Genomic DNA, 15,907 nt, shown 5'->3' on the forward strand with positions numbered 1-15,907 from the left:
TGTCACACGTTCCGATCCGATTGATCCGTCAGGAATTTCGCGCCCAACGCGGCATCCGCGACCAGCTGCACCGCGTCGAAGCGCAGCAGCACCCGGCCGTCGCGACCGCAGGCGGTCACGCTGCCCCGGGCCACCGATCCGCTGACCTGAAGGGCGTCGACGACCACCAGGAATTCATCGGTCGACGGCAGGCCGTCGTAGACCTGCACCGCACCGATGGCGGTGGGCAGGCTGTTGAGCCCCAGGGTGCGGTGCACCTGAATCAGGGCGGCCTGCAGAAGCAGGTCGGCGGATTCGGGTGTGTAGGCGCCGGCGGCGAAAGCGCCACCGCCGAGCCGTGATTCGACCGGTCGGCAGATCGCGATCAGCCGCCCGTCCGGGGCCGCCACCGTGCCGGTGATCCGGGCCAGCGACGGCCCGTGGAACAGCACACCGGAGGTGTAGGCCGTGACCGGCTCGACGTCGGTCAGGGCGGGCAGGGCGAGAGCCGGTGCGGCGCTGTCGATCTGCGCCGGAACCAGCGCCCGGAAGCGCGGGCGGCCGGACGAGTCCGTCACCAGCACCTTGTCCCCGGTCACCGCCAGATCCAGGTATTGCGGCGAATTCTCGTCGAACACCACGCCTTTGAGGACCGAGAAGTCGTTCAACCGGGTGACCGCACCGCCCCGCAGGCGCTGCACCGCGCCCAGGATCGCGCCGACTGCCGCCGTGGCCGGGAGCACCGGGATGCCACCGATGGCGTGATCAGCCAGGACTTCGTCGTCCGTCACCGTGACCGGCACCCGAACGATCGCGGTGCCGTCGTGGATCTCTCGCGGCGGCATCACCGACAGCGGCTGGTTCGGCCCGACCACACACACCACGTCGTGTGCGCGTGCCGCGCTGAACTGCTCGGTGAAGAAGTCCACACCGACCTCCAGCGGAATCAATGTCACACCGCGTTCGGCGAACATCCGCTCGAGCTCGGGGGTGACCATGCCGCCCGCCCAGGCACCCCAGTTCACCGAGGTGACCCGGGTGGCGGGCAGCCGGTGCCGCAGGCTGGTGGCGATCCGGTTGAGCGCCTCGTTCGCCTCGGCGTAGCTGGATTGCCCACGGTTGCCGAAGAATCCGGCGATGGAGGAGAACAGCACCACGTGCGCCAGACGCTGCACGTCCAGGGCATCGAGGGCCGAGCGCAATCCGACCAACTTCGTAGCCAGCACCGGGGCGACATCCGCGCTCGTCTGATCGACGACCGCCTTGTCGGCCAGCACACCCGCACCGTGGATCAGACCGGTGATCCGGTCCCGGTAGGGAGCCAGGACCGCCGCGGTGGCCGCGGCATCGGTCACGTCGACCGCGAGGTACTCCGCGGTCGCACCGGCGGTACGGATGGCGAGGAGGGTTTCGCGGATCTCCCGACCGGCGACCAGCCCACGATAGATCCGTTCGACCTCGCGCGGGGTCGGTTTGCCGCCGCCCGCCCGCAGTTCTGCCACGATCGCGCCCTTGAGGGCGTTCTCGGGAATCCCTGCGGCCCAGGCGGGTTCGTCGGCCAGCGCGCTGCGGCCCAGCAGCAGCAGTCCGCAGCGGTAGCGGCGGGCCAGCCCGATCGCGCACGCCGCGGTGACGCCGCGTCCACCGCCGGTGACCACCAGCAGATCCGCCGTGGTCGGCTCGGCCACCGAATCGCCCTGCGGGAGCAGCGGATCGGTGCCGTCTTCCAGTGTTGCGGTCAGCGTGCGGCGGATCAGATCCGCCGCCACGCCGACCTCTGTCGTCGCGGTCTCCGCATCGGAGATCTCGGCCACCAGCTGTGCCACCGCCGCCTCGACCGTGAGTTCGGGACTCAGGTCGAGGGACCGGCAGAACAGCGAAGCGGCTTCGATCGCAAGGGTTTTCACCATGCCCGGCAGACCACCGAGCAGTCCGGCGGTGTCGGCCTCACCGGACAGCCCGAGCCGTCCGTCGATGCGGCTGACCGTGACGAAGCCCGCGCGGCCTCGTTCGGCCGCCAGCTCCAGCGCGCGCTGGGTCGATGCCGCCAGCAGCAGCGCCGATTCCAGTGCGGCAATGGATTCCGCCCAACCGGCCGGAGCATCCGGTGCCAGGAATACCACCAGATCCAACCGGCCGGCCGGAGCGACCGTGCCACGCTGCACGGTCCAGCCCGCCGCCGTCAACGCGGCGGCGAGGGGCTCGCTCAGGGCGCTGCCATCACCGGCGAGCAATGCCACCGGTGACTCGGCGTACGCCCCGACTCGAGTGAAGACAGAGGGGATTTCGGTAAGGCGCGCCTGCATCCGTCCGATACGGGACGCGCCATCAGCTTTTGGGAGGTTCGCCTCCACCCCGTTCGCACCGGCGAGCGCGTTGCCGATGAAGGCGACGATGCCGCCCAGGGTGCGCAGTTCACCCATCTGCTCGGGACCGGCCTGCGGGGAGTCGGGGAAGCGCTCCTGGAGGGCGCCCATGATCTCGACGCGCTTGATGGAGTCGATGCCGAGGTCGGCCTCGACGTCCATGTCCATGTCGAGCATGTCGGTCGGGTAGCCGGTCTTCTCGGCGACGACCTCCAGCAGAGCCTGCTGGACGGTCTCGGTGATGTCGGCGGCCGAAGCGGCAGCCGGAGCGGCAGCGGCGACGGGGGCGGCAGCGACCGGAGCGGCGACGGGAGCCGGGGCAGCCACCGGAGCCGGGGCGGGCGCGGAAACCGGTGCGGCAGGAACGTTTACCGGAGCAACCGGGGCAACGGGGGCAACCGGAGCGGCGACCGGCTGCACGGGGGCAACCGGGGCAGGCGCGACGGGGGCGGGGGCCGCGATGGCCTGGGTGTAGGCCGAGCGGCCCACCTCGAGCTCGGGCCGGGGCAGCCGCTCGACCGGGCGGCGTACGGCCGGTGCGGCCGCGCCCATTCCGGCTTCCAGGTACGCGAAGCCCAGCAGCACCTCGCTGGCCTGGGCGTGCGCCTGGCCGATCGCGACGCTGTGGTCACTGACCGAGGCCAGCCCGGCGACGGTGCGATCGGTCAGGTTGCCCTGCATCGCGTCGTATTCCAGGATGCCGCTGAGCCGTTCGGCCACCCGCAGCTGGCTGCTGAGGTATTCGCGGTGCAGCGCCAGGTGGTCACCGGCCATGGTGTCGTGGCCTTCGACCGGCTGAGCCGGGGCGGGAGCGGGAGCAACAGCGTTGTGGCCGTTGCCGTTTCCATTACCGTTGCCGTTCCCATTGCCATTGCTGACAGCCGGAGCGGGGGCCGCGGCAGGCTGCGGAACCTGGTAACCGTTCTCGAGTGCGTCGCGGTAAGCGCTACGGCGCTCCTCCGAGACATAGTTGACGCCGTTCAAGGGAATCCTCATTCCTTTGCTCTCGACTACTTCGGGGGCTACGGAGCTGTAGCGGTTGAAACCGGTCAGCGGCAGGCCCAGGACTGCGAGCCGAGCCGCCAGCTGCTTGAGCGCGCGGTCGCCGTCGGAGCCGGGGCCCGCGTCGGCGGCCAACACCACGACGTCGTCGCGGTCGGCCAGCACCTTGCGCACCAGGCCGGAAAGCACCGACTTGGGGCCGAATTCGACGAAAACCCGATATCCGGCCTCGTACATCTCCAGCACGCGCGGCGCGAAAGCCACCGGCTGCGAGAGCTGTTCGACCAGCACCGCACGGTTGACCGCGAGGTCCGTGCCGTACTGCGCGCCCGCCGTGTTGGCGAACACCGTCAGCGCGGGGGCCGCACCGGTCACCTCGGCGACCGCGTCCCGGAAGGCCGGAACACCGTGCGCCACATAGGAGGTGTGGAAGGCGGCCGACACCGGCAGCAGGCTCGCGCCCAGGCCGAGTTCCTCGGCCGCGTCTGCGAAGGCGCGGACCGCGTCGGTGCCGCCGCCCACGACCGTCTGCTCGGGGGCGTTGAGATTGCAGATCACCACGTCCGGGTGCGCGGCCAGCAACTCGATGAGCTGCTCGGGGGCGCACCGCAGGGCCGCCATGGTGCCGCGGTCGGACGCGCCCTCGGGCAGATGGGCCATGGCCTTGCCACGGGCCCGGGCCAGCCGGTGGAAGCCCTCGTCGTCGAGTGCGCCCGCCGCCCACAGCGCGGTGAGTTCACCGAAGCTGTGGCCCAGCGCGCCCTCGGGCGTGAAGCCCAGCTCGGTCAGGTAGCGGTACTGCCCGGCCGAGATCGCGCCGATCGCCGGCTGCGCGAAATCGGTGCGGCGCAGGGCCTCTTCCTGATCGGTGGCCGTGTCGGCGTCGAAGGCCTGCGGCGGATAGACCACCCGGCTCAGCGGCTCCGCCGGGTCGGAGATCCGACTCGCGGCATCCAGGGCGGCACGGACCGGCGGAATCGCCAGCGCCGCGCGCACACCCATGCCGACGTACTGGCTGCCCTGTCCGGCGAACAGCGCGGCGATCTTGCCCGGCACCCCGGCGTTGCGCCGGTACCAGGCCCCACCGGGCAGCTCGAAGGCATCGATCGCAGGCTCGGAGCGCAACCGAGCAACGGCCTTGTCGCGCAAGGCTTCCAGCTCGGCGGTGTCACGAGCGACGACCGCCAGGCGGGCGTTGCCGGACTCGACCGGGGCATCGACCGAACCACCGCGCGGGTTCGCGGCAACCTCGGCCAGCAGTGCGTCGGTGTCCGCACCCTGCCACAGGTGCACGCGGTAATCCCGATGCAGCGCACGGGCATCGGCCCCGGCCGGATCGTATTCCTCCAGCACGCAGTGGAAGTTGGTGCCACCGAAGCCGAACGACGAGCTGGCCGCCCGCCGCCGTTCCCGGCGCGGCTCGAGCACCCAGGGCCGTGTGGAGGTGTTCACCCAGAACGGCGAGTTCGGGAAGTCGGCCGATTCCTTGGGCTTGTCGACATTGATGGTGGGCGGCAGCACCTTCTGGTGCAGCGCCATCGACAGCTTGATCAGTCCGGCCGCGCCCGCCGCCGCCTTGGTGTGCCCGATCTGCGACTTGACGCTGCCCACCGCACAGAACTGCTTGTCCTCGCTGGCGTCGGCGAAAACCTCACGCAGCGCCGACAATTCGGTGTAATCGCCGACCGCGGTGCCGGTGCCGTGGCATTCCACCAATCCGACCTGTTCCGGGCCGAACCCGGCGTCGTCGTAGGCCCGCTGCAAGGCGACGATCTGGCCTTCCTTGCGCGGCGCGTAGATGCTCTTGAACCGGCCGTCGCTGGAACTGCCGATACCGCGCAGCACGGAGTAGATCCGGTCACCGTCGCGCTCGGCGTCCTCGAGACGCTTGAGCGCGAGCATGCCCATGCCCTCGCCGATCATGGTGCCGTCGGACTCCTCGTCGAACGGCCGGATCCGACCGGACTTCGACAGCGCCGGAGTCTTGCTGAAGCACAGGTACATCAGGATGGTGTTCTCGGCGTCGCAGCCACCGCTGATCATCAGGTCGGCGCGACCGGACACCAGCTCGGCGACCGCCATGTGCACGGCCGCAAGCGAACTGGCGCAGGCGGCGTCCACGGTGCAGTTGGTGCCACCCAGGTCGAAGCGGTTGGCGATGCGACCGGCCACGACATTGCCGAGCATGCCGGGGAAGGAGTTCTCCTCCCAGGGCGCGAACGCCTTCGTGAACTTGGCCGCGATCTCCTCGGCGTCCTGATCACTGAGCCCGCAGCTGCGCACGACCTCCTTGAGAACGGGAGTCTGCAGACGGGTGGCCAGCGGCTGGGTCAGCGAATTCGCGCCCGTGATACCGAGAATGACGCCGGTGCGGCTGGAGTCGTACCACTTCGAGTCGGTAGCACCCGCGTCCGCGAGGGTCTGCTTGGCCACCACCAGGCTCAGCAACTGCAGCACATCGGTGACTTCGAGCTGGTTGGGCGGCAGCCCGAATTCCAGGGGGTTGAAGTCGACGGTCGGAATGAAGCCGCCGCGTTTGACGTAGGTCTTGTCCGGCGCGCTCGGGTCCGGGTCGTAGTAGTCCTCGACCCGCCAATGCGACTCGGGCACATCCTCGATGCAGTCGGCCGCCTCGACCACATTCGACCAGAATTCGGAAAGGTCGGCGGAACGCGGGAACAACGCGCCCAGGCCGATGATCGCGATCGGGGTGTCGCTGAGCTTCATCCGATTATCCATGGCTTCAGTCCTCGGCTGGATTCGTCGCTCAGGCCGCCGCGAGGCGGTCCTTCTCGGTCACGATGTAGACGGCGAGCTGGGCGATGGTCGGGTGGTACCACAGCGCGGTGGTCTCCAGCTCGAAGCCCAGCCAGGACTCCAGCTCGTTGGCCAGCACCAGCGCCTCGGTCGAGTCCAGTCCGAAGGAATCGAAGAAATCGTCGACGGAAATCTCGGCGGGCTCGGTCTCCAGCTTGAACGCGATCTTCTCGGCCAGCCAGTTCTCCACCTGTTCGACGGTGAGTTCGGAAACAACGACCTTGTCGGTCATGATTAACTCCTGCAAGTGGGAAAGAGGTCAGCGAGCACTGTCGACGGAAAGGCTGCGCACCACCGCGTCCGCGGCCGCCGCACCGGAATCGAAGCCCGACTCGTGACTGCCCACGATATCGATGCCCATCTTCCGAGAATGGAAATAAGAGCCGGCGAACTTGATTCGTGAATCACCGGCATTGATGGTGTGAATGCTGGACTGCAAGCTGCGCGCCTCCGTGGTGAAAACCGGATGGCGGTAGTCGAATTCCTGAATGATCCGCTCCGGCGCAATGGCGAACGGATAGTCGAGGGTCAGGAAGTAATCGGTCGCACTGGTGAAATCGTGCAACTGGTTGAGGTAGTAGACGACCCAGGTCGACATATTGTCGTTGTCGCCCGAGCGAGCGTAATTCCAGCTGCGCCACTGCTCGCGGTCGGCGGGCATGCAGGCGGCATCGGTGTGCAGGGCGGCCTTGGTGGTGTTGTACTGGATCGCCTCCAGCATCCGCTGCTGCGGGGTCGGCTCGGCCAGCACGCCCAGCGCGTCATCGGCGTGCAGCGCGATGATCACCTCGTCGAAGAGTTCGGTGCCGGCCTCGGTACCCATCTCGACGCTCGCGCCGGTGCTCACCTCGACGCCCGCAGCGGTCTCGGCGACCTTCGTCACCGACGTACCCAGCCGAATGTCTTGTCCCGCAGCGCCCAAGCGCTCGAGCACGGCCCGCACGTAATTGATACTGCCGCCGGTCACCGTGCGCCACGGCGCGGTACGACCGCCCAGTCCCTCCCGGCCGTGGCCGAGGAAGAAGGCGATCACCGTCGCGGCGGGCATGTCCCAGATCCGGTCCGCGGGCACCGACCAGGCGGCGGTGGCGACCAGCACGACGAACCCGTAGCGGAAGGTGTCGCTGTAGCCGTTGGCAGTGAGGTATTCACCCAGCGACATCTCGGCCTGCTTGCGGATGAAGTGCCCGGGCGATTCACGGTAGAACCGCTCGGCCTCGGTCCAGAGCTGGACGAAGTCCTCCGGGTATTTGGCCCGAATGGCCGCCTCGTCGAGTTCGAAATCATCCGACACATAGCAGGTGCGGGTGTCTGCATTGTTGAAGCTGAAGCGGCCCGGGTGCGCCTGGCAGGCGACTCCCAGCTCGGCGAAGAATTGCGTTATCTTCTGGTAGTGCGGCTCGTTGTAGACGATGAACGCGGTATCCAGGCCGAGCGTGCGGCCCGCGTCCGTCACCTCGACCGAATTCGCGTGCCCGCCGGCATTCGCTTCCTTTTCGAAGACGGTGACGTCGGCCTGTTCACGCAGGTGATAAGCGGCCGAGAGTCCTGCTATTCCGGCACCTATCACAGCAACCCTTGCCATGCCCATCCCTCCACTGTTGATCACGGTCCGATCTCAGAGTAGGCATGACCAGCGCGGGACTGAACGTCACAAAGGGAACATCCGGCATGTATCGAAAGTGGTACGAGGGCTCGGCATTGGAACGAGTTGCAGATATCCGCACGGGTGGACCATTACACGCCACATCTGCCAGACTTCGCCTTATGGCGATCAACAGTAAGACGTCGGGATATTTTCGGAAAACTGCGCCCTACCCTATCGGCAAACAAATGCGAATCCTCTACCTTTCTTTCATTGAAGCACGCCCGGCCGTTCAATTCATGTTCTTGTTGCGTTTCACCGCGGCCTCGGTGTTGACCGAGACTCAACTTTCGGAGATGACCCGGACCGACCTGCTGCACTACGCGTGCGCGCTCATTGCCTGGTTTCTCACCACCGTCCACATCTATCTGGTGAACGGCATCGCCGACGGCGTGAACGATCGGATCAACGAGGTCGGGCGGCCGCTGTCGCGCGGCGAACTGGACCCCGCCGACGCGGTCCGGGTGGCCAAGGGCATCGCCGTCGTCGCACTGGCGCTCGGACTCGTGGTGAGCCCCCTCATGTTCGGCCTGGTGCTCGCGTTCCTCGCGCTGGGCTACGCGTATTCCGTTCCGCCGCTGCGGCTCAGCCGCAACTGGGCCGGTTCGAGCGTGGTCGTCACGCTCGGCGGACTGTGCACCTACCTGGCCGGCGCCGTCGCCGTCGGCGCCCCCTTCACCCCGGACCTGATCGTGTTCAGCGTGGTGATGTCGTTGTGGATGGGCCTCGTCGGGGCGGTCGTCAAGGACTTCTCCGATGTGGACGGTGATCGCGCCGCGCAACGACGGGTGCTGACCCTCCAGGTCCGCGAGATGCGGCTGCGCACTTGGGTTTCCATCGTGGTCGCGATCGTCGCGGCGGGTCTGGCGATCGCCGCCTACCGGCTGCCCGACCTCACCTATCCCTGTGTCGCAATGCTTTTCGGGGCAGGGATGGTGATCGGCGCCACGCTCACCACCCGCTACCGCGATCCCCGGCCGGTGAGCCGGCGCCCCTATCGCGCGTTCATGGTGACGCAGATGGCCGCCAATGTCGGCGCGATGCTCAGCGGTGTGCCGGTCTGATCGCTCTCGGCCTCCGGATCACTCGGCCACCGGATACGGAACGATGAGTTTGGCGGCCGTCGCCCGATTGACCATGTCCAGTCGGGAGACGGCCCCGAGCTTGCCGAAGATGTTGCGCAGGTGGCGTTTCACGGTGCCCTCGGTGATGCCGAGGGCATTGGCGATCTGGCGGTTGCTGCGGGCGCTCGCGACCAGTTCGACCACCTCGAGTTCCCGCGCGGTCAGTGCCTGATCGGGCGCGACAGCCCGGTTCTCCTCGGTGCGGCGATCTTCCTGCCACGACACATAGACCACGACCTCGCCTTCGCTGTCCGCGGTGCGGATCGCCGAGAGCAGGGTCTCGCGCCGCGCGCTCTTGTGCAGGTAGCCCGCGATGCCGTGCTCGACCAGCTCGCGAATCAGGCTCATGTCCTGGTGCATGCTCACGATCAGCACGCGCGACGCGGGGCTGACCTCCCGCAGTGCGAGCAGGGTGGTCAGCACGTCGTCACCGGGCATCTCGACATCGAGGATGACGACATCCGGTTGCAGCGCCCGCGCCTTGTCGACGCCCGCGCGACCGTCGGCGGCCTGGCCGACCACCGTGATATCGCCTTCCCGGTCGAGGATTTCACACAGCGCGCCGCGCAGCATGTTGTGATCGTCGATCACCAGAACGGAAATCATCGCGGTCATCACGCCTCGTCGATCGATAGCGGAATCGGAATCCAGAGCGCCACCCGGGTGCCGCTGCCGGGGTAGGAGCCGAGCGTGACCGAACCCGAGAGCGCCTCGGCCCGTTCGCTCATGGAGGCCAGGCCGTTGTCGCGGCGCGGCGCGGTGGTGTCGAAGCCGATCCCGTTGTCCACCACCCGCGCCCACACCTCGTGCGGGGCGATGTCGATCTCGACGGCGACCCGGGTCGCCTCGGCGTGGGCGAACGCATTGCGCAGGGCTTCGCGCAGGATGAGGAACACCTCGTCCATCACCTCCTGCGACACCCAGGATTGCGACCCGTTGACCCGGATCTCGACCACGGGGGTGGTGCGCCGCAGCGAGCGCACGAAGGCGGTGAGCGCATCGCGCAGCGAGGTCCCGCCTTCGACGGTGCGCAGCCCCGTGGTGATCGCGGCCAGCTCGGTGATGGCCTCCGAGAGCACGTCGACGGCTTCCTCGATTACCCTGCGCCCCTTGGTTTCTCCGGCCGCCACGATCTCGAGCTGATGCATGGCGAGGCTGAGCGCGTTGCCGAGCCGGTCGTGGATCTCGCGGGCGAGCAAGCGCCGGTCGGCGTCGTTGACGATGCGGATCTGATCGAGCAGGAACGCGTCGTAGCCCTTGGCGCCGGCCTCGAGCCGGATGAACAGGCTGCGGCTCAGGGTGGTCGCGAGGTCCGCGAGCCGGTGCCGCGCGTCCGGCCCGAGCACGTCGCTCGCCTCGGCCAGCACCAGCTCGAACAGGATCATGGCCGCGCGCACCGAACTGTCGGGCCGGATCCCGCGCCCGCCACGCTGTTCAGCCATATCCACGATGGCCTGCAGCGGCACGTCCACCCCGTGTGCGTCTCCCCCGTTGTCGAGCGCCTCCGCGCATTCGGTGATGATGTGGCCGGCCTGGCTCGTGCATTCCTCCCAGACCTCGGCATTGGAGACCAGTGCGCTCCCGATCATTTCGAGCTCGCGGCGGTATCTGGCGATGATGTCGGGCTGCCGGATCTTCAGGCGCGCGGCCACTGTGCGGCGGGCGGCGAACTCGGCGGCGTCGCGCGGTTCCTGGCTCATACACCGAACTCCTGGACGCTTGAGTCATCAGCGATTGCCCGGCTATCCTCCCCGTGCCGAATTCCCGAGCGCCAGTTCCGCATTCGTGTCACGGTTGCCATGTCTGATTTACCCCTTTGATGCCCTTGTCCGGTGCACCGAGATATCACGGAACGGATACCTTCGGGTTAACCCGCACTGTACCCAAGGATCGCCCGGTCATCGACCGGACAGCGGCCCGAATCGGACACCCGGGCCGCCCCGCGCACATCGGAAGACACCTGTAGGATCGGCCAATTCGCCGACGAGTCGGCCCGCGTTCATCCCCGTCACGTCGAGTTCAGCTCGACCGGCGGGCACGATCCCGCGGCGACACCCGGCCGGAACCCGCACAGCCGCACAGCGACTCATCGGTAAACTACTCATGAACACCGGAAAATCTCTGCGGGAAAACAGATTCCGGCCGCTGTGACTCGAAAATTGAGTAGCACCAGGTGCGCTACCGCCCGATACCGTGAAAATCATGTTCCGCCGCGGCAGACTCGCACTCCTGGCACTCGGAATCGCCCTCACCGTCGGGCTCAGCGCCTGCTCGACGCCCGGTCAGACCGGGGAAACCAGCGGTGGCGAAGTAACAGCAACCCTGCGGGATCCCGATCCGCAACCGATCGCGACCGACCCGCAACCGGTATTGCCCGTCACCGTACGGGGATTCGACGGCGCGAACGTCACGATCTCGGACGCGAGCCGCATCATCGCGGTCGATCGCTTCGGCACGCTGGCCCAGACCGTGTACGCGCTGGGTCTGGGCGCGCGCCTGGTCGGGCGCAGCACCGCCGCGAAGCTCCCGGCGATCCTCGACCGCACCGATGTCACTCCCGGCGGCGAGGCCATGAGCGTCGAGGCCGTGCTGGCCCTGCACCCCACGGTGCTGCTCACCGACACCACCACCGGCACGGCGGCGGTGTTCGAGCAGTTGCGGGCCGCAGGTGTGGCGATCGTGTACTTCGACCCCACCCGCACGCTGGCGGGCACCGGCCCGCAGATCCAGGCCGTCGCCGATGCCCTGGGCGTGCACGAGCAGGGCATCGCGCTGGCACAGCGCACCGCCACCGAGATCACCGCCGCCACCGCGGCCGTCCCGGCCGGAAAAGCCAAGCCGCGCATCGCCTTCGTCTATCTGCGCGGCACCGCGCTGACGATGCTCGCCGGTCCCGGCTCGGGCGCGGACGCGATGATCGGCGGGCTCGGCGCGGAGGACGCGGGCACCGCGTCCGGGCTGACCGAACCGTTCGTCACCATCACCAGTGAGGCGATGATCGTGGCGCGACCGGACATCCTGCTGGTGATGTCCGACGGGCTGGCCTCGATCGGCGGCCCGGCCGGGCTGTTGAAGCTGCCCGGCGTCGGCCAGACCCCGGCCGGACGCGACGGCCGCATCATCGATATGTCCGACGCCGTGCTGCTGTCCTTCGGCCCCAACACCGGCCGGGTGCTGACCACCCTGGTCCCGGCCGTCTACCGCTGAGGCCGATCCCGTTCAGTGGGTCAACCGCACGACCGCGCTCCACGGGATGCGGGTGCCGGGTCCACGCGGATTCGGTTGCGGCAGTGTGGACAGGAAGCGGTACATGGGCGAGAGCCGCCGAAACCGGCTCGCCGCCCGCAGAATCGACTCGATCTCCAGCACGTTCCATTGGTGATGCTCGAAGAAGCCCACCCCGTCGGCCGGGGTGAAGGTGAACGGTGCCCGGCTCAACAGTCCCGCGCCGCTGCGCTCGAGCCGCCGTGCGATGGCCACCGACAGGATGTCGACGACCCACTCCGCGATTTCCGCGCGCCGGAAGTCGATCGCGAGCTGCGCGACCTCCTCGGGCCGCAGATACCCCACCAGCCCTTCGGTGATCACCAGCGCGCGTGCCGCACCGTCCAGCGCGTCGTCCAGAAACAGCCGCCGGGCCAGCGGGTCGGCGAGATCCACAGCGCGTCTGATCAATCGGCAGCGCGGCGGCACGTATTCGAGCAGCTGATTCTTCTCGGCCAGCAGCGCGGGCAGATCGGCCTCGATCCACAGCAGATCGTGTGGCAGGGCCAATCGGTAAGGCCGGGTATCCAACCCGGCCGCCATATTGATGACTCGATCGCAGCCCGCACCGACGGCCGCCTCGACCATGTCGTCGATCAGCCTGGTACGGGCCACGATCGGCCAGCCGTGCTCCCCCATCACCGCCCGGGTCTCCGCGGCGATCACCCGGCCCACCTCCCCCGCGAGCATCCCCGCGAGCGGATCGCGGAACAACGCGTCCGCCCGCTCGGACTCGATGGCCCGATACACCGCGACCCACCGCTCCGCGTCGGACACACTGGAAATAATCGGTCTCGGCTGCGTCATGAACTTCCCTCGGATCGAAAGGTCACGAGGCGAGTCCACCGCCCCGCACCTCAATCCGATCACCGATCTACCGACCGACCACTACTCATTTTCGCGTGCGCCACAACACATTCCGCGGTCGCTCAGTGGCAGTTGGAGGGGGCGGGGCGACCGGCGAAGCGGTCGGCGAGGTAGGCGATGGCGTTGAGGGCTCCGGGGAGCATCGCGGTGGCGTGGTCGGCGCCGGGGATGATGTCGAACTGGACCGGGGTGCCGGCGGCACAGTAGCGGGCGGTGGTGGCTGCTACCTGATCGAGCGGGACCTGATCGTTGGCGCCGTGCCACTGGTAGATGGGGGCGCGCGGGATGCCGGGGAAGATTTCGAGGGCGTTGGCGTGCATTGTTTCGATGGTGGCGGACTCGGATTCCATTCCGCTGGTGAAGAATTCGCTGAGCGAGTGACCCGCGCCCACGGAGACGATGTCGTCGGCACAGGAGTTGGCCAGGCGGTCGCGCAGCGCGACCCCGGCCGGGGTCAGGGCGCGGTCGAGGGGCAGCGAGTCGGGGTATTCCCGTTGCAGGCCGACGGCGACGGCGAAACCGAGGCCGAACAGCGGGTGCGGCCGGTCACCGATCTGCTGGGCCATCTTGCCGGGGTTGGCGGGCAGGCCGCCCTGGGCGACGCCGACGATCGGCAGTTCGGGGGCGTACTCGGGAGCGAGCGCCGCGGCGAATCCGGTCGACATCGCACCGCCGGAGTACCCGGCCAGGCCGACCGGTGAATCCTGCAGTCCCGCAGGCGCGAAGCGCTTGACGGCACGGACCCCGTCCAGGGTGATCTGCCCGCCCAGGCGGGCCGCCCCGTAAGCGCTCGACGGCCCGAGGTGATCGGGGACCGCGACGGCCCAGCCGCGCGCCAGCAGCAGATTCACGCCGCCCGCCTCGCGCACGCCGCCGTCGAACAGGGCATGGGAGGGCGCGCACTGCAGGCCGAGGGAATTCTCGAACGGCTGATACGACAGCAGCGGGCGCGGCCCGGGTCCCGGGGTGAGCAGGGTCGTCACCGCCGCGATGGGCGCACCGGCCGAGTTGGTGGACCGGAAGAGCAGTTGCCAAACCGTTGCTCCTGGCCAGCTATTGGCGTCGAGCTGACGGGCGCGCAGCACGTCCCCGGGCGCGGAGGCACCGAGATCGCCTGGTGCCGAATAGAAACCGTCGGGGTCCGCGGCCGGATACACCGGCGCGGCCTGCGCGGCTGGTAGTCCGTATGTCGCGACCATCAGCGCGGCAGCGCCGACGGCTCCGGCCAGTGTCCGTCGCAGCGCGGGCCGCAGGTCCATCGCAGGGCGTAGGTCCACAGTCACTCCATTCGGGAAGGGGGTCTTCCCGAAGGTTCGCTAGGAGTGTGCTGATGGTTTGGTCGGTGCGCGGAAATCCCTCATCGCAGTTCGATACTCGCGATCGGCACCGTCGTCGGCTGCCGCGAGCCGCCCGCCGGTTCCACGGTCACGACCAGCCGATCCGCCGCACCGAAGGGCGTGATCAGCGGCTGCCCGGGCACCGCGTCCAGGATCGCGGCCGAGCGCGGCTCGCCGCCATTGGCCACCAGCCACACCTGGTAGGCCCGGTCCGGCGGCGGCGCGGCGAGCCCGTCGAAGGCGACGGTCATCGCGGACAACTTCGGCGCGGCCTCGATGCGGACCGTGCCGCCGCCGATGATCGGCGCCGACCGGGTGACCGCGTCGGGCTGGGTGGCGATCAGGCCCGCGGTCAACGGCAGCGGCTCGGGTGCGCCCGGCCGGTGTGTGCCGACCAGGACTCCCACGCCGATCGCGACAGCGACGAGTACGACGGCCGCCGCGAGCCGTTCGAGCCGCGGGACATGCCGGGTGCGGCCGCCGTGGCGTTCCAGGGTATGGCGCTCGGCGGCCCGGATGGCCCGGTCCACCGCGCGCATCAGCCTGGTCTCCAAGGTTTTCGGCGGCGTGCAGATGTCGGCCGCGCTGAGTTCGGCGAGCGTGTCGTAGAGCGCCGCCACCGCGCCGTCGAATTCCGCGGCGGTCAATCGGTCGGCGTGTTCGCGCCGCCGTTCGATGCCGCGGCGTTCCCATTCGGTCACCGCGTCCAGCGCGTACGGGTAGGCGAGGTCGAGTAGTTCGACGTCCGGGCCGACACCGGCGGTCATTGTGGATCACTTCCTGTCAGACAGGTCCCGAGGCGCTTGAGTCCGTCCCGGATGCGGGACTTCACGGTGGCCAGCGGCGTGCCGAGCTTGTTGGCCACATCCGAGTAGGTCAGCCCGCCGTAGTAGGCCAGGCCGATGCTCTCGCGTTGCAGATCGGTGAGCGTGCCCAGGCATTGCAGCACCGCCCGGCGGTCGGCGCGCTGTTCCACGGATTCGGCCACCACGTCGCGTTCGCGTTCGGTATGGGTTCGGCCGTAATGGTTTTCGCGGCCGATGCTGGAGCGGTCGGCCCGCATCCGGTCGACGGCGCGCCGGTGGGTGAGCATCATCAGCCAGCCCATCGGGCTGGCGAGCTGACGGTCGTAGCGCTCGGCCAGCGTCCACGCCTGGAGATAGACCTCCTGGGTGATCTCCTCGGCGGAGGCCCGGTTGTCGAGCATGCGTAGCGACAGCCCGAACACCCGGTGGCTGGTCAGTCGGTACAGCTCGGTGAAGGCGTCCCGATCCCCGCCCGCGATCGCCACGATGAGCTCGGAGAGCACCATGGCGTCCCGGTCGCGGTCGGTGCGGGCGGGGCAGGTCGTCGGTGTCGCGTCCTCGGTCTCGGCGGGTTCGCGCACCAGTCGCAGTACCCGTGGATAGTCGTCGTTCATCGCACACTCACCTGCACTTCCTCCTGATCCGTTCGGCCCCGGCCGAGACCGCGACCGGATTGCCGGTCGCGGTTTTCGGTACGGAT

General features: G+C 68.5%; 11 protein-coding genes. 2 read left to right on the forward strand and 9 right to left on the reverse strand.

Going from position 1 to position 15,907, the window contains the following annotated elements; all coding sequences use genetic code 11:
* Positions 1-2 precede the first annotated feature (2 nt).
* Genes ACFXHA_RS34435 through ACFXHA_RS34445 form a run of 3 tightly spaced genes read right to left on the reverse strand, consistent with a single transcriptional unit; the run spans position 3 to position 7,749 of the window.
* Positions 3-6,086: an SDR family NAD(P)-dependent oxidoreductase gene (locus ACFXHA_RS34435; protein WP_379363625.1), complete on the reverse strand. Its 6,084-nt coding sequence runs from the start codon at positions 6,084-6,086 to the stop codon at positions 3-5.
* 28 nt (positions 6,087-6,114) lie between these two features.
* Positions 6,115-6,396 carry an acyl carrier protein gene (locus ACFXHA_RS34440; RefSeq protein WP_379363627.1) on the reverse strand — a complete coding sequence of 94 codons (282 nt, stop codon included), beginning with the start codon at positions 6,394-6,396 and terminating at the stop codon, positions 6,115-6,117.
* Positions 6,397-6,423: 27 nt separating this feature from the next.
* Complete coding sequence (locus ACFXHA_RS34445; protein WP_379363629.1) at positions 6,424-7,749, reverse strand: NAD(P)/FAD-dependent oxidoreductase; 1,326 nt, start codon at positions 7,747-7,749, stop codon at positions 6,424-6,426.
* 356 nt (positions 7,750-8,105) lie between these two features.
* On the opposite strand from ACFXHA_RS34445, the gene ACFXHA_RS34450 reads away from it, so the two are divergent.
* The gene (locus ACFXHA_RS34450) at positions 8,106-8,873 is read left to right on the forward strand and encodes a UbiA family prenyltransferase (RefSeq protein ID WP_379363631.1); all 768 of its coding nucleotides are present in this window, start codon (positions 8,106-8,108) and stop codon (positions 8,871-8,873) included.
* A gap of 18 nt (positions 8,874-8,891) precedes the next feature.
* Here the strand turns inward: ACFXHA_RS34450 and ACFXHA_RS34455 are convergent, their stop codons facing one another.
* A complete protein-coding gene (locus ACFXHA_RS34455) occupies positions 8,892-9,548 on the reverse strand; it encodes a response regulator (RefSeq protein ID WP_379363633.1) in 657 nt (218 codons plus the stop codon).
* Complete coding sequence (locus tag ACFXHA_RS34460) at positions 9,548-10,633, reverse strand: sensor histidine kinase (RefSeq protein ID WP_379363635.1); 1,086 nt, start codon at positions 10,631-10,633, stop codon at positions 9,548-9,550. The genes ACFXHA_RS34455 and ACFXHA_RS34460 overlap by 1 nt, the downstream gene beginning before the upstream one ends.
* 502 nt (positions 10,634-11,135) lie before the next feature.
* Here ACFXHA_RS34460 and ACFXHA_RS34465 point away from each other — a divergent pair.
* Positions 11,136-12,140 carry a hemin ABC transporter substrate-binding protein gene (locus tag ACFXHA_RS34465; RefSeq protein ID WP_379363637.1) on the forward strand — a complete coding sequence of 335 codons (1,005 nt, stop codon included), beginning with the start codon at positions 11,136-11,138 and terminating at the stop codon, positions 12,138-12,140.
* Positions 12,141-12,152: 12 nt separating this feature from the next.
* Here ACFXHA_RS34465 and ACFXHA_RS34470 read toward each other — a convergent pair whose 3' ends face one another.
* The 4 genes from ACFXHA_RS34470 to sigK all read right to left on the reverse strand — a co-directional run bounded on the left by ACFXHA_RS34470 (position 12,153) and on the right by sigK (position 15,821).
* Entirely contained in the window at positions 12,153-13,004 is an 852-nt protein-coding gene (locus ACFXHA_RS34470; RefSeq protein ID WP_379363639.1) for a class I SAM-dependent methyltransferase, read from the reverse strand.
* 122 nt (positions 13,005-13,126) lie between these two features.
* Positions 13,127-14,323 (reverse strand): lipase family protein, encoded by a 1,197-nt coding sequence (locus ACFXHA_RS34475; RefSeq protein ID WP_379363927.1) that lies wholly within the window; start codon positions 14,321-14,323, stop codon positions 13,127-13,129.
* A gap of 98 nt (positions 14,324-14,421) precedes the next feature.
* On the reverse strand, positions 14,422-15,168 hold the full coding sequence (locus ACFXHA_RS34480; protein ID WP_379363641.1) for an anti-sigma factor: 747 nt from the start codon (positions 15,166-15,168) through the stop codon (positions 14,422-14,424).
* Entirely contained in the window at positions 15,165-15,821 is a 657-nt protein-coding gene (gene sigK / locus ACFXHA_RS34485; protein ID WP_379363643.1) for an ECF RNA polymerase sigma factor SigK, read from the reverse strand. Before sigK ends, ACFXHA_RS34480 begins: the two co-directional genes overlap by 4 nt.
* Between the last annotated feature and the right edge of the window lie 86 nt (positions 15,822-15,907).

Origin of the sequence: Nocardia sp. NPDC059240 (genome assembly GCF_042753865.1) — a bacterium.
Lineage (GTDB): Bacteria > Actinomycetota > Actinomycetes > Mycobacteriales > Mycobacteriaceae > Nocardia.